The 20,824-nt window shown below is 65.6% G+C and carries 13 protein-coding genes and 1 pseudogene; 3 read left to right on the forward strand and 11 right to left on the reverse strand.

The features are described from left to right. Positions 1–463: 463 nt before the first annotated feature. The 6 genes from SYV04_RS04925 to SYV04_RS04950 all read right to left on the reverse strand — a co-directional run bounded on the left by SYV04_RS04925 (position 464) and on the right by SYV04_RS04950 (position 9,313). Positions 464–646 (reverse strand): hypothetical protein, encoded by a 183-nt coding sequence (locus SYV04_RS04925; protein ID WP_321544416.1) that lies wholly within the window; start codon positions 644–646, stop codon positions 464–466. Next, on the reverse strand, positions 643–1,020 hold the full coding sequence (locus SYV04_RS04930; protein ID WP_321544417.1) for a hypothetical protein: 378 nt from the start codon (positions 1,018–1,020) through the stop codon (positions 643–645). The genes SYV04_RS04925 and SYV04_RS04930 overlap by 4 nt, the downstream gene beginning before the upstream one ends. Positions 1,021–1,521: 501 nt before the next feature. Beyond that, the gene (locus SYV04_RS04935) at positions 1,522–2,919 is read right to left on the reverse strand and encodes a DUF1552 domain-containing protein (RefSeq protein WP_321544418.1); all 1,398 of its coding nucleotides are present in this window, start codon (positions 2,917–2,919) and stop codon (positions 1,522–1,524) included. Positions 2,920–2,924: 5 nt separating this feature from the next. Next, entirely contained in the window at positions 2,925–5,270 is a 2,346-nt protein-coding gene (locus SYV04_RS04940) for a DUF1588 domain-containing protein (RefSeq protein ID WP_321544419.1), read from the reverse strand. 506 nt (positions 5,271–5,776) lie between these two features. Then, positions 5,777–6,274, reverse strand: coding sequence for a glycosyltransferase family protein (locus SYV04_RS04945; RefSeq protein ID WP_321544420.1), 498 nt, complete (start codon positions 6,272–6,274; stop codon positions 5,777–5,779). A gap of 591 nt (positions 6,275–6,865) precedes the next feature. Next, positions 6,866–9,313, reverse strand: coding sequence for a pentapeptide repeat-containing protein (locus tag SYV04_RS04950; RefSeq protein ID WP_321544421.1), 2,448 nt, complete (start codon positions 9,311–9,313; stop codon positions 6,866–6,868). Positions 9,314–9,328: 15 nt separating this feature from the next. On the opposite strand from SYV04_RS04950, the gene SYV04_RS04955 reads away from it, so the two are divergent. From SYV04_RS04955 to SYV04_RS04965, 3 genes are all read left to right on the forward strand, one after another. Further along, positions 9,329–10,497 (forward strand): IS3 family transposase gene (locus SYV04_RS04955; protein WP_321544422.1). Its coding sequence is split into 2 segments (ribosomal slippage): positions 9,329–9,596 and positions 9,596–10,497, totalling 1,170 coding nucleotides; the frame shifts between segments, so codons are not numbered across the junction. Between the two features lie 150 nt (positions 10,498–10,647). After that, positions 10,648–10,905: a hypothetical protein gene (locus SYV04_RS04960; protein ID WP_321544423.1), complete on the forward strand. Its 258-nt coding sequence runs from the start codon at positions 10,648–10,650 to the stop codon at positions 10,903–10,905. A 296-nt stretch (positions 10,906–11,201) separates the two neighbouring features. After that, positions 11,202–13,583 carry a galactose oxidase early set domain-containing protein gene (locus tag SYV04_RS04965; RefSeq protein ID WP_321544424.1) on the forward strand — a complete coding sequence of 794 codons (2,382 nt, stop codon included), beginning with the start codon at positions 11,202–11,204 and terminating at the stop codon, positions 13,581–13,583. A gap of 503 nt (positions 13,584–14,086) precedes the next feature. Here SYV04_RS04965 and SYV04_RS04970 read toward each other — a convergent pair. From SYV04_RS04970 to istB, 5 genes and pseudogenes are all read right to left on the reverse strand, one after another. Beyond that, on the reverse strand, positions 14,087–15,352 hold the full coding sequence (locus SYV04_RS04970; protein WP_321544425.1) for a DUF4331 family protein: 1,266 nt from the start codon (positions 15,350–15,352) through the stop codon (positions 14,087–14,089). Positions 15,353–15,373: 21 nt separating this feature from the next. After that, positions 15,374–16,204, reverse strand: coding sequence for a DUF4198 domain-containing protein (locus SYV04_RS04975; protein ID WP_321544426.1), 831 nt, complete (start codon positions 16,202–16,204; stop codon positions 15,374–15,376). A gap of 15 nt (positions 16,205–16,219) precedes the next feature. After that, a complete protein-coding gene (gene goxB / locus SYV04_RS04980) occupies positions 16,220–17,320 on the reverse strand; it encodes a glycine oxidase maturase GoxB (RefSeq protein ID WP_321544427.1) in 1,101 nt (366 codons plus the stop codon). Further along, positions 17,311–19,473, reverse strand: coding sequence for a CTQ-dependent glycine oxidase GoxA (gene goxA / locus SYV04_RS04985; protein WP_321544428.1), 2,163 nt, complete (start codon positions 19,471–19,473; stop codon positions 17,311–17,313). Before goxA ends, goxB begins: the two co-directional genes overlap by 10 nt. A gap of 591 nt (positions 19,474–20,064) precedes the next feature. Then, positions 20,065–20,818 (reverse strand): annotated as a pseudogene (gene istB / locus SYV04_RS04990) (IS21-like element helper ATPase IstB). Positions 20,819–20,824: the final 6 nt, after the last annotated feature.

The raw sequence follows: 20,824 nt of genomic DNA on the forward strand, positions 1-20,824 counted from the left end.
CGGGCTGCTGCGCGGGACGTTCGCCCTGGATGTGTTCGCGTGCTTGAGGTGTGGAGGCAGGCTTAAGGGTAGTGGCGTACGTGAAGGGAGCAGGAGGGGTGAGAGCGATTCTGGAGCAGTTGGGGTTGCCCACGGCGAGTGCGCACCTGGCCCCTGCGCGAGGGCCACCCCAGAGCGCGGCTGGGTAATGGCGGAGGATGTCACCGGCCGAGTAGTACGGATTACACCCTACTTATCGCATCAAACGGCCGGGGTGCCGCTTGCCTGCTTGCCCGCAAGATGAGGGGATGCCTCAGTTCCTGCAGCTACACAGAGCCGGGCGGCACCAGACCATCTGGTCCATCAACTGCGCGATCACCCGTGCGGAAAATATAGGTACATGGATAGGGTTCATACCAGTCGGGCCGGAGCGGATTACGTCATCTCTCTTGCCCGCTTGCGCCTTGGCCTGGGCCCCGGCGTGCTACTTCTTCACGATGGTCTTCCCGCTGATGCGCTTGAGTGTCTCGAGGATTTCCTTCGGCCACTCCTCCAGCGGGGGCATGGGAGGAATCTCGATACGGGTGCCCGGCTTCCGCGACCTGATCCACCACCAAGCCCATATCCCCATCAGGCTTACGTCCTCCGGATTCACCTCCTCCTTCATTGGGACCTCCACCACCTCTGCGTGTTGGGCGCAAACGACCATTGCGGCGCGATGCCGTCAAACGCCTTCTTCAGCGCACCCTTGCCGTACGCCACCCCCATACACGCTTCTGTCTCGGCGCGCGAGGTAGCGTCGACGAGGCCGTTCAATGCCTCGCGCTGAGCCCTTGGGAGTTCACTGCGCACCGTGACGAGGCAGAGCACCTGTAACTGTAGCGCGAGGCAGGTCTTCTGCTGACGTGACAGCCCCGCTACAAGGCTCACCTTCCCGGCCTGCTGCGTCGCATCCTCCAGGGAGCGAGCGCACATCGCGGCATGGAAGCGGGCAGCCGCGTCCATCTCGTCCGGTGCAGGCATCTCTATGCCGTAGAGCACTGGCGCTCCCTCGGTAGCCCCGCTCGCCCTTGGAGTGTCAGCGCTCCACAGGCCCGGCTCGTTGCTGGGCGGCAGCACCCGCGTGTTGGGCGAACGAGGAAAGGGAACGGTGGCGGCGCCAGGCTGCCCAACAACCGGGGCCCCAACACCGGGACGAACAGGTGCTGGTGGAGGTCGGGCCGTCGTTGTGCCCCTGTGGTACTCGGAGCCTGCGGGCGAGGCGCAGGCGAGGAACAGGAGGGGTAACAGCCGACAGAGGTTCATGCGGCAACGGTACCAGCGTCAGCGGCAGAGTGGGCTTGGCGAAGTTCCGTGGGAGTACCGGCGCAGGCGGCCGGAGGGGACGGTTCGGAGCCCTCTCTTTCATCCAGTCAGTCGGCTCCTGTCCCCGGCCCTCCTCGGCCCCTCCTCTCCAGTCCTCGCACTCAACTTGCCCTCTATTCCGCCGATGCATGCCCTGTCTCGTTCACATTGACAGGTTCCGCGGCCCGCTCTCGCGGCTCAGCCATACAGCTCGCCCAGCGGTCCCGGCGCGATGCGCGTGCTGCCCTCCTGCCCGAAGGTGTTGAAGTCCGCGTCTCCGAACGCGTGGCCGAGCGTGTTGAAGAGGTTGGAGACCTGCCGGTTCCGGGCCGCGTCGTACTTCGGGTACACGACCGTGCGCCCGTCGGTCTTCAGACCCAGCGCGTTGCCGCCCACCACGAGCTTCGGCCACTCACGCGAGGTGGAGTGGTGCTGCTCGCCGTTGTCGGACATGAAGACGATCGCCGTGTGATCCAGCATCGAGCCGCTCGCGCCGACCTCGGGCGTGGCGGCCAGCGTCCTCGCCAGGTTCGCCACCAACTGCACGTGGCGGCGGGTGACCTCGGCGACGCGATCCCAGTTCTGCCCCGCATCCAGGCCGTGCTGCAAGCTGTGTCGCGGGATGTCGCTCACGTCCGGGCCGTAGGCCACGTCGAAGCCCGAGGTGCCCGTCGCCAGCACGACCGTGTTCGTCAGCCCGCCCAGGAGGGCCGCCGTGGCGATCTGGAACTGCGCCTCGAACCACTTCAGCGAGTCGGGCGGTGAGCCCGCGCCGGTGAGGAGCGGGTTGTCCTTCGGCGCCAGCGGCAGGTAGGGCCGCACGCGGTCCGCCATGCCCGCGAGCTGATCCTCCCGCGTGCGCAGCGACTCGAGCGAGGAGAGGTAGCGCTCCAGTTTCAGCCGCTCGTTGGAGTTGCCCCTGAACTCCGCCAGCGCCTTGCGCGAGTCGGCCAGCGCGAAGTCGAAGAGCATCTTGCGATCGCGCCCATTCGTCGAGCCGCCGAGCAGCGAGCCGAAGGTGCTGTCGAACGCGAGCGACGGGTTGACGATGATGCCCGCGGGCTTGCGGGGTCCGAGCGCGCAGGTTTCGTACACGATCGACACGCGCGCGGAGCTGGTGCCCAGGCGCAGCACGTCGAACGGTGCCCCCCGGCGCAGGCGAGGTGCGATCACCGCGTCGAAGGTCCCGCCCGCGCCGTTCACCGCGCAGCTCAGCCCGCCCGTCCCGCTGGAGTGCCCGCCGCCCGCGATGAGGTTCGAGAGCCCCAGCAGCACGGCGGAGCGGTTCACCAGGTCGATGTTGCCGGAAGACGCCGCCAGCGGCCCGAGACTGATCGCGCTGGCGAGATTGTCCCCCTCACGCACCAGCGGCGTGTCCTTGTACGCGTCCCAGAAGAGGCGGTCGGAGGTGTTGGCGCGTCCCCCCAGCGCCGCGCGGGTGCCCGTGCTCAGGAGCGCGCGGGGGTAGACGCCATTGCACTCGAGGACCAGCACCAGGCGCGCCGGCAACGCTGACGACTGGGCGTAGACGTCGTGGAAGTAGGGCGCGAAGAGGCCGGCGGCCATGCCCTTCAGGACGGTTCGTCGCGAGAACATGGCAGTCACTCTCCAGCCTGCGGCACACGCCGCGTCTTCCAGGTGTCGCTTGTCATCAGCGTGGTCAGCATCTTGGAGAACGAGCCGTTGTTCTGATCATAGGCCTGCTCCATCTGCGTCAGCGTGCAGGCGTCGCTCAGGTTCTCCGGGCGTCCCATGAAGTAGCGGAAGGCCTGTCGCACGAAGCAGCGCTTCACGTGCCGCGAGGTCGCCAGGCGCTGGCTCAACTCCACCGCGTCGCGCACCGGACCGTCCAGCGCGGGGTCCGGCATCGACGTGAGCGTCGAGCTTCCGTCCGGCGCGGTCCAGCCTCCGCTGGGCGAGTGATCCCGCGCGCGCAGGAAGCCCGCGTGGTTGTAGATCTCGAAGGGCAGGCCGAGCGGTTCCATCAGCCGGTGACAGCCCTGACACTGCGATCCGGCGGTCGCCTCCTGCAGGCGGCGGCGCGCGTTCTTGTCGGCGGCGTGAGCGCCGACCTGGGCTGCCACCTGCACGCTGCTGAGCGGCGGGACGAAGCCACACAGGAGGTTCTCGCGCACCCACTTGCCGCGGTGGACGATGGACGGATCGTCCTCGAAGTTGCCGCCGTGCGCGGCCAGCCACACCGGGTGGGTCAGCACCCCCGCGCGCTCCGTGGCAGGCAGCGTCTTCCAGCGGCCCGCGACGGTCGCCGGGAGGATCTCGCTGACGTTGTAGGGGTGCGAGAGGCCCTTATGCGAGTCGTATGCCGCGTTCTGCATGGAGGGCACGTAGAAGGTGCGCGTGGTGAGCAGGTTCGCCAGCACGTCCTGATCCTCTACCACCACCCGCGCGATCAGATCGTCGAACTGCTGGATGAAGGTCGGCTCCAGCGGATGGAAGTTGGTGAGCAGGTTGTCATACGAGACCGAGCTGATGTAGCCGAGCCCCTCGAGTTCGAAACGCGAGGTCGCCGCCGGGGACTCCTTGAACACCGCGGACACGTGCCCGTAGCCGAGCCACTCGCGGAAGAAGCCCGCGACGCCGTCACCCAGCCAGTACTGCCCGCGCTTGGAGCGCTGCTCCTCGTTGTAGTCCTGCACCAGATCGAAGCGCGGTGTCCCGTTCTGGTTGGCGTCGACGCCGCCCAGGTGCTTCTTGATCAGGGCGGTGGTCGTCGCATCCTGCGTGAGCGAGCCATCCTTCGCGGCAATGGCCACGTCCGCCAGATGCCCCTCGAGGGGCGCGGAGTAGTACGGCCACACGAAGCTCGGCGTGGCCGAGGGCGCGCGCCCTGCCAGCGCGTAGGCCAGCTGCGAGCCCAACTCGAGGCTGGTCAATCCCACGCGACCGTCGGCCGGATCGCCGCCCATCTCGCGGCGGAACATGGCGCCGGTCATCATCCACGCAGCGTTGGAGATCCGCGTGATGGAGTCCGCGCGGTTTCGTGGGGAGTAGCTCGGTTCCTGCGCGATGACCGCGGTCGCGAAGGCGGTGAGGTGGGTGAGCTCATCCTCGGTGGGCGGGCGGAAGAAGACGCCGAACTCGAGCATCTGGCCGAGGTGGAAGCGCTTGCAGGTGTCGCTCGGGTTCGCGTCGTTGAACATGCAGCTGAAGCGGCTGTTGGTGAAGACACGCTCCATCCGGTTGCCGTCCGGGTAGTTCATCGTCCACGGCGCGGCAGCCTCGCTGACCACCGGCAGGAAGAGCTCCACCGTGGCCTCGTCCAGCGTCTCGTCCGTGGCCCAGGAGCTGTACTGCTCGATGGCGCTGGGATCGAGCGGGTTGTCGTAGAAGCTGAACCCGGTCCAGCTGCGCTCGACCGAGCCACCGACGTTGCGGGTGAACTCGCGCCGGTTCATGCGGCGGATGCGCGTCGGCGCATCCGAGCGCACGCCTTCGGTGCAGGTGAAGAGCGCGGACTGATCGAGCAGGTTGGGCTCGGGCACTGCGGTCACGGGCGGCCCGCCCGTGCCACTGCAGAGGGGCATCCCCTCCTGGATCCAGGTCTCGAGCGCGGTGCGCTCGGCCGCGCTCGCGCGCTCATGCGGGGCTGGCGGCATCGGAGACGCGTCATCGCGCATGCGGATGAGCGCGCGCTGGGCGTTGCTGAGCTTCCCATCCATCGCCGAGCTCACCCGCATGTCGTGCAGGGTGCGCAGCGGCATCGTCGCCCCCTGGGTCGGCAGCGCGCCGTGACAGCTGGCGCAGCGATTGGCGAGCACCGACTGCACCACGCACGCGGCGCCCACGTTCCCCCCGGGCCCACCGGGCTCCCCGGGCCCACCAGGATCCTCTGGGTTGTTGGGGCCTCCGTCGTTGGGGTCTGGCTCGATGGAGCCCTTGCACGCAACGAGGCTCAACAGTCCGGCGAGCAGGAGGACGCGGTTCATCCGGCCAGTCTGGCACGGACCGCGGGTGAAATCGCAAGCGGGTTCTGCCAAACGGGCTCAGCCGGGACTGGCTCCCATCCTGATCAGGCGGCTGCCTGAATGCGGCGTTGCAGAGGGCGAGCGTGAGACCCACGCAAGGGGAGGTGGAGCGGTTGCTGAGGGTGGTGAGCCATCGGGTGCTGCGAAGCTCCGGCCATTTCTGCTCCCCATTGCGGAGGCCGAGCCGAAAGAACAAGAGGCGAGCGCACCGCCCGAGGCAGCGGCGAAGGCGGAAACGAAGAAGGAGCCAACGCCCCGACTGGATTGGGCAGGGCTGCTGCGCAAGAGCTTCGCGCTCCACATGTTCGTGTGCGGCAGATCTGGAGGCTGGCGCCAGGTGCTGGCGTATCTGATGGCTCCCTGTGGGGTACGCTCCATTCTGGAGCACCGGGGATTGCCCTCGCGGCCTGCGAAGCGGGCCCCGGCGCAGGGGCCAACCCAGCGGGCGGGGTGTTGCGGTACTCAACTCAGCCAACAGGCCCAAGCCCCCCAACCCACCGCGCCCCCCTTGCAACGGCGGCCTGGGCTGGCGTGTACCTCGAGGGGCTGCGCGGCCTCCCCTCACCACCGGGTTCACTGCTCAGTCGGCTCCTGTCCCCGGCCCTCCTCGGCCCCTCCTCTCCTGTCCTCGCCCTCAACTTGCCCTCTATTCCGCCTATGCGTCCGAAGCCCTCCTGGTTGCTCGGGGCCAGGAAGATGGCGCTCTGGCGCATCAGGTCCGCCGTCTGCTGTGGAGTGCGGTTCTTGATGATGACCAGTTCCCACCCCGCAAGGCTGCCGCGCGCCCGGAGCAGTTGCACCACCTGCACCGTGTCGCGGGCGTAGTTCCGGGTCATCAGCGCGATGCGGCGCCCGGCGGGCTGTGCTGGAGGGTGGAACACCGTGGGGTCCAGCCCCTGGTGTACCCGCGCGATGCGCAGGTGCGGGAAGCCGAAGCGCAGGTACTCGGCGTTGTCCTCGGACATGACGAGCACGGCCTCGAGGTCCGGGTTGTCCTGGTAGGGCGCACGCTCCCCCCGAGGACTCCAGCGTCGCCCGGGAGAAGGTGAGGTACGCGTTCTGGTTGAAGATGACTTGGCGGAGGCCCCGGGGGAGGCTGCGCAGGCTGGCGCCGTACACCTCGGGGAGCACCAGCACGTCCGAGGCCTTCAGCGTGACCTGGGCGGCGTAGGCGATGCGGGTGTCATGGGGAAACCAGGTGCAGCGGAACCCCTCGCGCGTGTGCAGGATGGCGGCGGAGACTCCGGCCGCATTGAGCAGATCCACGTGGCGATAGAGCGTGCGGATGCCTCCGATCGCCTCGTCGAAGTCCGGGCTCAGGTAGTAGACCGTGGGTGCTCCGGCCCGGCGAGAGGCGTCCACCTTCAGTGGTGGCACCACCGGGCCGCCATCCAGCCCCCGCGCCGCGCGCAGCCGGCGCAGCGCCTCGCGCGCCACCTTCCGGAGGAACTCCCGCCGCTTCCCCCTCACTGGCACTGCCTCTGGCTGGACCTCCCCCGGGCTCGCATGGCTGGGGTGCTTATCCGAGCCCACGCCCCGCCTTCAAGCAGGGTCATCTACGAGAGTACAGCAAGCACGTCCGTATCAGGTTCATCCGCCAAGATCGCCCCCGTGTCCGTGAGGTTGAATCCATAGGGCCACTGCGTGCTCTTGTCGTAGATCGCGCCTTTCAGGTTGGCGCCATGGAGCAAGGCCTCCGAGAGATTTGCACCGTGGAGCAAAGCGCCCTCCAGCGAAGCGCCGTCCAGCACAGCGCCTTTAAGTGAAGCGTTCAACAGGTTTGCGGATCTGAGTTTTGCATCCCTGAGATCAGCGCCGTCCAGCTTAGCGAACGTCAGCACGGCGTCGGTCAAATCTGCCTCGTGGAGAACGGCTCTTCTAAGGTTGGCTCTCTCCAAAGAAGCGTTACGAAGGCAAGCAGATGAAAACTGTGCGAACTCGAAATCTCCCCTGTCAAGGAGAGCATTCTTGAGGGAGGCGCCCACGAAAAGGCTCCCTGTGCACATCGCTCCGAACAGGCGGGCTCGATCGAGCTGAGCCTTGGTAAAATCGCACGGTTCAGCACTGCCGACACGACGGCGCATGAGATTGGCGCCCGTGAATAGAACTCCCCGCAAGTCCGCCTCCCGGAAGTTGGCTCCTCGCAAGCTCAGTTCCGACAGTACGGAGCCCTCCCACCGGGCCTTGGGCGCAATGAGGATGGGACCGACTCGCATCAGCCAGAACCACGCGAGCATCGCGCGAACCGTGAGGCTGTCCTTGACCTGCATGCCAGGACTTCCGTGGAGGCAACTCCCAATGGCCAGCGCGCCCTCCCGCAGCCAAGGCATCCGGTCCTCTCGCAGCGCCTCGGGACGGCGCGCAGGGTATCGGTGTTCCTCTGACTCGAAGCGGTCTTGAGCCCACGCCAGCAGTTCCCGCTGATATTCCTTGGCCAGCCCAAAGGGTGCATTCGGGTGCTGAGTCAGAGGCTCGCCGTTCAACATCTCCATCAGGAACTCGAAGGTCCGGTCCTCACGACTGAGCAGTCGTCCGTCGAGGAGCGGCTCCTCGATCTTCTTCCACTCCTTCTCTCTCGCCTGAGCGAGCGCCTTCAAGCGGTCCGCCCAGTAGCGGGCTGCCAGGTACTCCCGAAAGGTCTTGTGGCCAAACAGGAGTCGGCTGGCCCTCCCTGCTCTCAAGTGGGCCTGCATGCTCAGCAGCAGCCCCCCCTGGATCGCCTTGAGGGTATCCGGAGCCGACCGGAGTCCCAGCTCATCTTCGATGAGGTTTTCGATCTCGCGCTCGGTCAGCTCCTCGAGAGCTTCCTGATCGAAGTACTTGCTGCGCTGCTGGCGCTTCGTGGCTTCCCATGCCACCCGGCCCATCAGCCAGAGCATGGCATCGGGCTCGCTGGCGGACTCATCGAGCAGTTTCTGCTTCGTCAGCTGCTTGAGCAGCTTCTCGGACGACTCGGCGATGTTTTGATGGTGCTCTCGCGCGTCGTCGTGCTTCCCCTTGGCGATCTGCCAGAAGAATTCCTCGTACAGCGCAGCCTGGCTCGTGCCCTCTCCCTGGGTATGGCGGCTCCACGTCTGGGCGATCATGAACAGGAGGATAGGCGTGCCCGCAAGACTGTCCAGCCCGCGAGCCTTCACTTCCTGGAAACTCAGCCCTTGTCCTTCATGGGCCTGACGCCAGTTCCTGAGCCACTTGTCGATCTGCTCCTCACGCCAGGGCAGAATCTCGACCACGGGGATGTTCTTCAGGTCCTGCTCAGAGGGAAGTGCGCCGGGACGCGAGAGGAGAATGAAGCGATGGTTGGGGGTGGCTTGATCACGAATGTGCTCGAAGAAAACCTTCAAGCGCCGCTCATCGAGGATGACCTCATCCAGTCCATCGATCAGGAAGACCGTCCGCTGGTCCTTCTCGGGAAGAGCCAATGACGTGTCACTCGTCTTCAGTCCCACGTCCAGATCGCCTGCCTGCCGCTTCCATGCCCTGCGCACAGCCTTCTCAAGATCGAAGTCGTCACTGGGCAGGTCCTCGGCGCAGCGGATGAAGACGGGCAGGATGTGCTCGGAGGAAGTCTCCCTCCCCGTCAGGAACTGCTGAGCCCAGCGCTGCGCCAGACTTCGAGCGGTAAGGGACTTGCCCATTCCAAAGTCCGCCTTGACGACGACGACATGTTTCTTCGGCTCCTTCAGCAGGGATTCGATGAGCTTGATCACCGGCTCCCCGTCCTCAGAGCTGGCACTGGTGGTCCAGGCGTTCGGCTCGACGTACAGCTGCGTCAGGGACAGGAAGGGGATTCCCGAGTCGGCCCGCCAGTTGCGCCGCTCCACATTGCCGAAGATGTGGCGCTCTCCCCAGGTGGCCATGTCCTTGAGGAGCAGTTCTCTCAACAGGCGCCCCAGGTAGTCGCTGGACAGGCGCTGCAGGTACTCCTGGAGCGGCTGCCCTTCCGAGGTGCTCAGGGCTGAGCCTGCCCCGATTTTGTGGACACCCCTGATGAGTCGAAACACGAGAGGATGTGTCCCATGGGACGAAGGAAGAGGCGGAGTTTCACGCCCGAGTTCAGGGCGGAGGCAGTCCGGCTGGTGAGAGAGGGGACGAAGTCGCTGCCCCAGGTAGCCAAGGACCTGGATCTGACCGAGTCAGCCCTGAGGCTCTGGGTGAAGCAGGCAGAGGAGGCGGAGGGCAAGGGCACTGCTGGAGCGCTGAGCCAGGCCGAGCGGGAGGAGTTGCTGAAGCTGAGGCGAGAGAACCGGCAACTGCTGATGGAGCGTGACTTCCTAAAAAAAGCAGCGGCCTTCTTCGCGAAGGACTCGAAGTGAGGTTCGAGTTCATCGACGCGCAGAAGGCCCACTTCCCCATCGAGTTCATGTGCGAGCAGCTGGAGGTGTCGCGCTCGGGCTTCTACGCGTGGAAGCAGCGTCCGGAGTCTGCGCGCCAGCAGCAGGAGAAGCAGCTGGCCGAGGAGGTGGCCAAGGTGCACCAGGAGAGCCGTGGTACCTACGGCAGCCCTCGGGTGCATGCGGAGATGCGAGCACGGGGACGCAAGGTGAGCCGAAAGCGGGTGGCCCGACTGATGAAGAAGCAGAAGCTGGCGGCCCGCAAGAAGCGCCGCTCGGTGCGCACCACCGACTCCAACCATTCCAACCCGGTGGCCCCCAACGTGCTGCAGCGCGACTTTTCCCCCGACAAGCCCAACAGCACCTGGGCCACGGACATCACCTACGTGTGGACAGGCGAAGGCTGGTTGTACCTGGCCGTGGTGCTCGACTTGTTCTCACGCATGGTGGTGGGCTGGTCCATGAGCGAGCACATCGACACGAAGCTGGTGCTTGGAGCGCTGGAGATGGCCTTGGAAGGGCGACAGCCGCCCCAGGGGCTTATCCACCATTCCGACCGCGGCAGCCAGTACGCCAGCGCCGAGTACCGGCAAGCTCTGGCCTCCCGGGGTATCCAATGCAGCATGTCCCGCAAGGGCAACTGCTGGGACAACGCCGTGGTGGAGAGCTTCTTCAGCAGCCTGAAGCAGGAACTCGTCTACCCCACCGACTTCGCCACCCGGCACCAAGCTCGTTCCGAACTCTTCGAGTACATCGAGGTCTTCTACAACCGCAAGCGCCGACACTCGAGCCTCGGCTACCTGAGCCCGAGGGACTATGAACGGGCCGCACTACCTGATAGGTTGGCAGCATAACTCCCGTGTCCACTAAACCGGGGCAAGCCCATCTTCAGCTTCTCTTCGTTCTCGGACATTCCCGGGCTCCTTCACCACATCTCGGGTGTCCACGGAACTGGGACAGTCTCACCCTCAACTTGCCCTCTATTCCGCCTATGCGTATGCGTCGTGGCGAGGCTGCTCTACACCCAGGATCTGCAGATGTCCTCGCCCGCCGTGGTGGGGCAGTTCAACACCGCGGGCCAGCAGAGCCTGACGATGTACGCGGTGGGCTTCGGCATCAACAGCAACCTCTTGAAGAACACGGCGGCGGTGACTGGCTGGCTCTACTACTCGACCGACAGCGGGGAGGCGCTCACCCAAGCGCTGCAGAGCATCCTCGCCACCGTGCAGCTGCGCGCCGCCACGTGCATGGCCTCCCAGTAGGAGGCTCACGGCTGTGTGCGGGTTCGATCGCCCCGCATCCACGCAGAGTAACCCGCCGCTCTCAAGTCTCGACACCTGCTTGGGGGAGCGCCTGACACAAACAGGGGCCCTTGGCCATGTCCACGCGAACATATTGCTTCAAGTCTGATGATTGGAGACGCTCATCCTTTCAGGAGAATCCCTTGCATCGTTCTCGCGTGCTTCATCGACTTGCCGCCGTCACGCTCGCCGCCCTGGCCGGATGCGCGCGGGCGCCACTGGCTCCTTCAAGCCCTGCCGAGCATCAGGCGGTCTTGGTGGCCTCTGGGACTCAGACGGAGTTGGAGGACCCCGCGCTGGAATGCCGTCTCCATAAAGGACAGTTCCGGCAGTACGCGCACAGCCCTCCCCAGCAGCTCGTCGGTGCCTGGGAGACGGTCATCCCCAGGCAGGATGGGGCCGCCATCGGCAACATCCTCGGGATGCAGACGATGCACTCCGTCATGCTCCCCTCCGGGAAGATCCTCCTGGTCAGCGGGAGCAGTTGGCGCAACTTCTGGAGTGAAAAGGACCCCATCCAGTACTACCCGAAGTACGCAAACCCCGAGCCCCCGAGCGGCTGCTTCGCGTACGACGACCCCTTCAACAAGAGCAAGCTCGCGGCGTACTACGAGGTCGTCAACAACGCCGCCATCTATGATCCGGCCAACAACACGTTCTATCGCATCCCTCACCCCGTGCCAGTGGATGATCCCCAGAGCAAGGATCACTTCGCACCCAACGATCTGTTCTGCACGGGCCATCAGCACCTGCCGGATGGCAACGTCCTGTTCACCGGGGGCACGCAGTATTACTCGCCGTTCCGCACGGGGAATCGCTCGACTTATATCTTCGACTGGCGCAAGGAAGTGGAGATCTCCTGGCCGAAGGTCGACTGGCGGCAACTGCCTCAGCCGAAGAACGATCCGTGGACCTTCGCGGGCTTCATGGAGCGGGGGCGCTGGTACCCGACGCTCGTCCCGCTCCTGGATGGCCGGCTGGCGCTCTTCAGCGGCTTCGTCGATCTCGACCTGAAGAAGTGGCAGGAGAAGAAGTCCGACAAGGAACGGATGTACATGTTCGAGATCAACTCCTTCGTCGAGTTCTTCGATCCCTCCCGCTTCAACCCTGCGCAGCCCCAGGCGGCCTGGAGGTCCGTGGACGTCAGCAAGACCCAGAACAGCCCCTTCACGGTGGAGATCAACCCCGACTTCAAGCCGACCCCCGGCGTCAATAAACGCGGCCAATCAGAAGCTTGCGGTGATCGCTGCCAGCAGGAGAACAAGTTCGACGCCTTCAAGCTCTATCCGGTGAACTACCTGATGCCGGACGGTCGCATCTTCTTCACCGGGGAAGGCGACTGGGTGAGCTTGCGCACCTGTGACACCGCGTTCATGCGCCGCACGAAACACACGTACTGGGGGACCATCGGAGGCACGCCGGACGCCCCCACGATGTCGTTCGCCGCTGGGCCTGAGCGGGCCCATGACGTCACGTCCTACGGCACGTCATTCCTTGACCCCAACAACGGCGAGATGCACATCCTGGGCGGTCAGCCGACCTCCGCAGGGACGCTGCTGCCCATCAACTCGGTCAAGCACAACCACTTCGCGGGGGGACGCGGCAGCCGGCAGCTCGAGTCGTTCCAGATCTCCTCGGCGGCACCCGATGGAAAGTGGATGCCTATCGACAAGGACTTCCTCGGGGACGAGCCGCAAGACGACCGCACGATGCACTACGCCATCATCCTTCCGACGCGGCAGGTGCTGATGATCAACGGCGGGAACTATGACTTCTACGGGCCCGTCCACTACCCGCTGCTGTTGACGCCCAGGTTCCGAAAAGGGCGGGGCGCCGGAGAGCCGGAGAAGGTCCTCCTCGGCTATGAAAGGACGCGGATGGCGGACGCGGTGGAGCCCAGGCTCTATCACAACGTGGCGATGCTCCTCCCGGACGGACGCATTTTCGTGTCCGGCGGCAACACGTCGCGCGCGACGGTCCACCTCTCCACCAGCCAGGCTCCCCAGCCGGCCGACTCACAACCCAAACCTGACCTGAGCCTCGTCGAGACCGACGTCTATTTCTTCGACGACGGCCCGATGGCCAAGGGCCAGCAGGGGATGATGGTCGTGCCCACCGAGAACTGGACGGCGGAGATCTTCTCTCCCCCCTACATGTTCAGCGGCAATGACGCCCCTCAGGTCCGCATCGCGCGGATGGCTCCTGCCCAGAAGGTGGACTACACGTTCAGCAAGCAGATCGGCGGCAAGCCCTACTTCCTGCTCCGGGGCAACCGGGGCTACGACCTCGAGCTCGACAAGCAGCCGCCTCGCTGCGCGCGGCAGTGGGTCTGCAAGAACAACCAGGCCTGCGGGGATGGACAGGCGTGTACGGACGGCTCGATGTGCATGGAGGGGAAGGCCTCGCTCTCACTCATCAAGCTGCCTTCCGCGACACATGGCTGGGAGAACGGCCAGAAGTTCGTCGAGTTGCCATTCACGGAGCGCGACGGCGATCCCCAACGGCTCCGCTTCCAGACGCCGGAGCTGAAGAGCGCCAACGCTCCGCCGGGCTATTACATGCTGTTCTACGTGGACTGTCAGGGCAAGCCTTCGATCGCACAGATGGTGCGCTTCGACGACACCGCAAAGGAGCCTTGAAAGGTGAGGAGTGCGCCGCGAGCCTCTCCTCCTCAACTTGCGGCGCTCGCCATAAGGCCAGGGATTTCAAGCACTTAGCAGCCCTGAAAAAGAAAAAAATGCCGTGTCGCTCTCGTGCTCGCCCGTTCGACGCATCAGTAGAAGCCGGGTTCACGAGCTTGGCTCACACCCCTGCCGTGGGCAAGCCCAACTGCTCCAGTATCGCTCGCACTCCCCTGCCTGCCTTCACGTACGCCTACATCCGCCCCCTGCCTCCACACCTCGCGCAGGCCCACACGTCGAACTCGAACGTCCTCTTCAGCAACCCTGCCCCATCCACTCGCGGCCTCCTCTGCTTCATCCGCTCCTTCCTCGCCGCTGCCTCACTCCCCGCTCTCGCCTCCTCTGCTTGGGGGACCCAGCGCATCACCGCTGTCGGCTCGACCGGCGACCTGGCGAAGCATGGGAAGGATGGAGTTGGTGGCGGTAGCTCGCAACTCCATCCTCGCCGAAGAAGAGCGGCCTCACTCGAACGGCGGCGGCACGAAGGGGAATTCGTCCACGGTCAGCCGCGCCGGCGCCGGAACGCCCACGCCTCGAAGGGGCGTCGGACGCGCAAGGCCGTTGATGAACACGGTCAGCGTCCTCTCGATGACATCTTCATTGGGGAGCCGTCCCCCGACTCCCCCACCGGCCACCCTGGTTAAACGAGCGATCTCGATGCCGAGATAGCCCACCTGCGTGCTGGAGGGTTTCGTCGGTTGAGCCAGATCGAAGATGAGAAAGTCGTCCATCAGGAGATCAACCCAGGGATGGGGCACGGGCCAATCGAGAACGGAGGTCTCCGGCGAGCCTTCCTCGAGCATCTCGAACCCATCCAGCCGCTTCAGCCCTCTGCGCAAGGCCTCCCGGTACTTCTCGACGTTCTTGGGATCGAGCGCAAAGGCATCCTCCGCATTCCAGAGGTCCCTCACCTCGTCTTCACGCACCATGAACACGGTGATCTCCACCCTTCCCATCCGATCAATCCGGCGCATAGCCCCAGCGCCAGGATTCGAGAGGTCCAGTTCCGCCACTTCACCGACCGCCGCGAAATACTGCGCTTCGCCTTTGGCACCCGTCGTCTGGTGGGTGGCCCTCAAATACCTGTCGACACTCAGGTCCACGACGATGCTGAGGACGTTCTTGCCGTTGAAGGTGTTCACGCCCGGCCAGTCAGTCCCACTGCTCAGCTCCGTGTTGCGCCAGACCGGCATCCTCACCCGTGCTCGGTCGGTAAACAGCTGATCAGCCCTGGGCCCCGCGAAGACCTTGAAGTCAGGATTGCCACCCCCGCTCAGATCCCGGGTGTTCACGCTGATCTCCTGCAGAAGCGAGGGCGGCCCTTTTCCGCTCGAACGCGTGAACTTGCAGTTCATGGTCTGCGGCTCACGCCCCTTCGCCCTGCAGTCGATCCTGAACTCCTCGTTCGACACGCTTGCCCTGAACGGGGCGCTCGTGAAGCCCGTCACGGGGCGGAACCTGAGGCTGTAGTTCAAAGCCGTATCAAAGACCTCGTTGGGCGCCGCGGATGGACGAGAGCTCAGGATGAGCGAGAGCCTCTTCTTGTTCTGCTGATCCAGCCTTGGGAAGACGAAGACGTCCGTGACATCCGCCGACGGACGGTTCGTCACGATGGACCCATCTTTATGATCGGCGGCGAGGGCGCTCACCCCCACCAACAAGACAAGGGCCAAGCTGAGTGCGCGAAGCCCGCTTCGGCGCAGGGAACGTCTCAAGACCTTCTTCATGTTGCTTCTCCAGGAGTGAGGCTACTGTTTCCCAACGTCCGGCCCGGCGGGCGCCGCGAGCTCAAAGGTGAGCGAGGCCCAGAGGCTCTCCCAGTCCATGCTCAGCTCCTCCGGCGCCGCGACCATGTGGGTGCATTTGACGAGCCATGCGCCCGCATGCTGGAGCCTCAGCCGCACGCGGCCCTCCGCGTTGGTGCGAGCGGCGACGAACTGCTTCGGCTCGGCGCGGCTACGCGCGATGACGAGGCCATTCTCCAGCGGCTTGCCCTCAAACAGGACACGGAACGTCAGCTCCGAGCCCGCGGCCACGAGGTAAGGGTTGGTCTCCGGGACGATCTCCAGGCGCAGCCCGGCAATGCGGTCATGGCCCTCTGTCGCGCCCCTCCCCGCCTCGAGCAGCGTCTTGGCGCAGCGCGAGTAGACCTCGGAGACGCCCCTGCCGGTCTCGTTCCGCTCGGCACGAAGCCTCGAGACGTGCTCCAGTCCCTCGGCCTTCAGGTAGGCCTCGAACTGCGCGGCCTCCAGCCTGATGGGCCGACGCTTACCGCGGTAGGCGACCAGGTAGAGGCCATCCTTCGCGGGTGTCACACGGCCAGCCAGCTCCTGCTTGTCCTCGCCAGGCACAGGCTGCGTCCCTTCGGGACCCATCACCACGAACTTCTCGATGAAGAAATTGTCACGCGGGGCGACGGTTGCCTCGTACTCCTCCCCGTAGTGTAACGACAGCCCGACGGTCTCCCCCCTGGCCACGCGGAAGCTGCCCGGCTCGAGCCAGAAGTCATGGGCCTGGGCTGCGCCTGCGGACAGCAGTGCCGCCAGGCAGGCCGTTGCGAGACAGAGGGTCCTCTTCATCGTGCACATCTCCTGTCATGGAGGGGCCGCGCGGCGCTTCCAGAAGAGCTGCCCTCGAAAGCGACGCTCCTGGGAGTAGACCGCTTGCCGTTGTACGACGAAGTTCCGCACCGCGCTCTCGAGCGTCGCTGCGTAGCGGCGCAGGGGGCCGGGATCGCCACCGAGCGAGGCCAGGGCCGCCAGGGCTGCTTGCCTCCCCCCCCACAAGGCGGAGGTCAGCCCATGAGAGGAGAGCGGATCGAAGGCCGCCGCCGCATCGCCCGCCGCGGCCCAGCCCGGCCCGGTGGCTGGATCGAGCCACGCCGTGCCCGCACTGGTGAGCCGCGCGGGCTCGCGGATGGCGTACCCCGCACTGTCCAGCCAGCGCTGGATGAAGTGTGTCTCGGCCGCCAGGGTCCGCCACGCGCCCGCCTCACGCGTCACCTCGCGCGGCATCAAGTCGGGATCCGTGAAGAACGCGAGGCTCAGCCGTCGATCCGGCAGCAGGGTGGCGTACCACCAGCCCCCCGCCACCCCCTCGATGAGGGTCGCGGGCGTCGGCTCCACCGTCTCGTCGTGCTGTGTCACGAAGTCATAGGCCGCCACCAACCGGTCCGCACGCCGCCGCCGGGCGACACGCCGGGCGAAGACCGCCGCCCGGCCGCTGCAATCCAATACGAACCCTGCCTCCACCCGCGCTCCACCGGACAGCGTCAGCGACCAGCCGTCCCCGGCGCGGGTTGCGTCGGCGAGCGTGTCCGGCACCGTCTCCATCCCCTGAGCAGAGACGGCCTCGCCCAGCATCCGCTCGAACGCTCGACGGTCGATGACATGGCCCGGCCCCTCGGTGTGAATGATGGAGTTGCGCTGGGCGAGCAGCGCCATCCCCCAGGCCGCATAGGTGGCGTGAGACGGGCGATGCGGCCCGGCCTGGAACGCCTCGGTGAGCCCCAGGTCCCGAAGCAGCCCATGGGCCGCTGGGGACAAGGACTCTCCCGTCCGGGGGCTCTCTTTCGAGGCAGGTGCCACCATGATCACCGAGCGGCCCCGGCCAGCGAGCGTCAATGCCGCAGCGGCCCCGGCGATCCCCGCCCCGATGATCGCGATATCGACCCTCGTCGGCACGATTATTGGCACGCCGACTTCTTGGGGGCTGGGGTGGGGGTAGAGGGATCCTTGGGTGGCTCCTTCGAGAGGGCGGACAGATCCATGGAGCCGCGATCCACCTCGACATACAGGACCTTGGGTATCTCCTCGGGCCAGCTTGGATCGGGCGCGGCGACCTTCTTCACCACGAAGCCCATGCGATCCCACAAGTAGACCATCCGGTTGAGCCCGTCGGTGTAGCTCGCATTGGCGTGGTAGCCAATCCCTGCCACTCCACGCGACCATGAGACGCGGTTCTGGAAGAACTTGATCCGCTCGGCCGCAGACAGCTCGGTCCTGAGGACCGAGGCATAGAAGTCCTGCGGCAGGACATCAATGGGCAAGAGCGCGGGCCACCAGGTGGCGACGGGGAAGTCGTCGGCAATGTCGAGGGAGGAGTCGTCGTTGGCGCTGTTGGCGAAGTTTACCTGCTGGCAGCTGAAGGCATCGCACTGCCAGGGCAGCCCCATCCAGCGCGTGAGGTCACCCGGCATCTGCGGGGCGATGGCCGATGCTGTGCCACAGTGTCCGCCAAACGCCTTCTCGGGGGTCAGGAGCAGGCCCAGGTTCTGGATCAGATCGGGGCTTCGGCCGGTCGCGAGCGCGATCCGGAACGGCCCCCGGTACAGTTCCTTGTGACGCAGCGGCCAGGTCAGCTCCACACCGGGGTGGAATGCGCCGCCCGAGCAGGGCTCCAGCGCGGCGCGGGTCAGCGCCTCGGGCTGTTCGGCGAGGGGGACCTGATTCAGGCGGGTGATGTCGTTACCCGGGTTGGAGTTGAAATCGTTGATGAACTGTCCGGCCGCCCAGCACTGGAGAAGCGCGTACTGCTGCTTGGGGATGTGGAACCATCTGAGGGGCGAATTGTTGTAGTTGATGCCATCGCCCAGCATGTAGGGGAGCGCGTACTGCTGCAGCTCCTTCGAATGGGGGTTGCGAAACTTCTTGAACACCTCCTGCCGGCACGCCTCGTTCTCGGGGCTCGGGTCGGCCAACCTGACGATATAGGCCGGGTCGGAGAAATCACCGGTCTTGATCCAGCCCTGCTGCAGGTTGGCGGCGGAGGCCACCCATTCCATCAGGGCCATGCGCTGGAAGAACGGGTAGATGTACTTGGTGAACGACAACGGCAGTGCGGGAGGCATTGACCAGTTGGCCTCGATGTTGACATCGCACATGACGTCATAGAGCGAGATGAAGGGCGGGATGTCCGGCGCGAAATCAGGGCCGCAGCACGCCACCCAGCCGTTCTCCGCATCCATCGTGCTGCCGCCCTTCAGATGCACCTTCGCCTGCACGACACCATCGCACCAGTCGTCATGCCAGCCATCGTTGTCGGAGAAGTTGCTGATGGGGTTGTTCGGCAAGGCCGATGCGGAGACACCATCGCCAGGGAACACCAGCAGGCGGCCCGCGTCGTCGGTTTGGAGGTGGCCCAACTTGACCGGCATCTTTTCCCAGAAGCAGCCGGTCATGTCGAAGTCCGGTGTATTGCCCTTGGAATTGATATTGGTTCCAGAGATCTTCTTCGCCCCCGGGTTGATAACCAGCATCCTGGCACGCCTGGCATCGTCCGTGATGGACTGGTTGCGCAACTGGCCTGGGAGACCCGGGGCCCGCTCGCCGTTGTCGAGCGGATTGTTGAAGCCATACCAGGCCGCCTTGGTGTTGGCGACGTGGACTGTCCACTCGATGCGATGGCCATCGGCCACGGAGATCTCTCGAATGACCTCGCCTGCCTTGTTGAAGGCATAGACGCGAAAGCGCTGGACCTGCTTCTTGATCTTCTGCGAGCCGTCTTTGTAGCGGCCATCGGGCACCGGAGAGATCCCTGGGACTTCGGGTGCCAGGAAGTACTCCTTGCTGTTGCCCACGCGGCTGATCCCCAGGGGCGGGTAGACCGCCAGGCGGGCGATCTGGGTGTCGGCCGGCGCCGCGGTGCGAGTGCGGTCCACTGCCGCCTGCGCGATCCTCGGCAGCACCAGCGGGGAGAGAAGCGCACCCGCCAGGAAGTCGCGCCGTTTGATGTTGGAAGCACCCGACTTCGGATCGTTCTCACTCATCGCGTTGTCTCCATCGATGCCCGAAAGAATGGCTCCCTGTTTAGGCGAGCCGCCGGGTGCACGGAAGGAATCATCGACCATTTTTGGTACGCTCTGGCGACAGGAGGCAGGGCTGAGCACGCCACAGGAGCACAGGATGGACACAGGGCACTCGAGCGCCGGGCACCCTGCCCTGCTCCCGATGGGCATCGAGGTGGGGCACTGGCGCGTGGTGGGCTGGGCTGGCTGTGGTGTCTACGGGGCCGTCTTCCGCGCCGTGCCTCTCTCTGAGCCTCACACTCCTGCCATCGCCCTCAAGCTGGCCCTGTACCCGGCGGATCCGCGCTTCGCTCGCGAGGTGAAGCTGCTGTCCGGCCTGGCGCACCCCCACATTCCACGCTTCGTGGGCAGTGGCGAGTGGAGGCACCCGGCCGGCTCGCTCCATCCGTACATTGCCATGCAGTGGGTGGAGGGCGTGCCGCTCTACGACTGGGCGCAAAAGCAGCAGCCGGGCCCCGCCCAGGTGCTGCGGGTGCTGGCCGGGCTGGCGCGGGCCCTGGAGGCCTTGCATGCCCAGGGTGCGTATTCCGGCGAAGCCGGACACCCGTTCCGGAGCAAGCCGATCACCGATTCCGGCAAGCCGATCACCGATTCCGGGCAAGCCGATCACCTGCGTGACGACGCTGGAGTTCTCTACTTCGCCGCCTTCTTGGCCGTGGTCAAACTCTCGGCCTTTCGAATGGACTCACCGCCGAGCTTGAGGCGGTGGGCGTTGTGGACGAGCCTGTCGCAGATGGCGTCAGCCAAGGTGGCGTCGCCGATGATGGCATGCCAGTCCTTGGGCTCCAGTTGGCTGGTGAGGACGGTGGAGCCGAGCTGGTAGCGGTCGTCGAGCACTTCGAGCAGTTCCTTGCGCTGCGCGGCGCCCAGGGGCTCCAGACCGAAGTCGTCGAGGATGAGGACCTGAGCCTTGGCGAGCCGGTAGCAGGTGGGGGTAGGTGCCGTCGGCGCGAGCCTGAGCCAGCTCGTCGAAGAGCCGGGAGGTGCGGCGGTAGAGGACGGAGTAGCCCTCGCGGCAGGCCTTCTGCCCCAGCGCACAGGCCAGGTAACTCTTGCCCACGCCGGTGGGCCCGGTGATCAGGACGTTCTGGTGGCTGTGCACCCAGCGGCAGGAGGCCAGGTCCAGCACTACGGTCTTGGACAGGCCTCGGGCGTGCGAGTAGTCGATGTCCTCGATGCAGGCCTGCTGCTTGAGCTTGGCGTTCTTGAGCCGCTGCTGCAGTTGGCGGTTGTCCCGGTGCAGGTGCTCGGCGTCCACCAGCAGGCCAAGCAGATCCGCTGGTGCCAGCTCCTTCTCCTGGGGCTGCTCCAGCCAGCGCCGCATGGCCTTGGCCATTCCGTTCAGCTTCATCGCCTCGAGCTTCTCGAGGGTCTGCTCTACAAGCATGGGGGT

Source organism: Hyalangium ruber, assembly GCF_034259325.1.
In the GTDB taxonomy this organism is placed as follows: domain Bacteria; phylum Myxococcota; class Myxococcia; order Myxococcales; family Myxococcaceae; genus Hyalangium_A; species Hyalangium_A rubrum.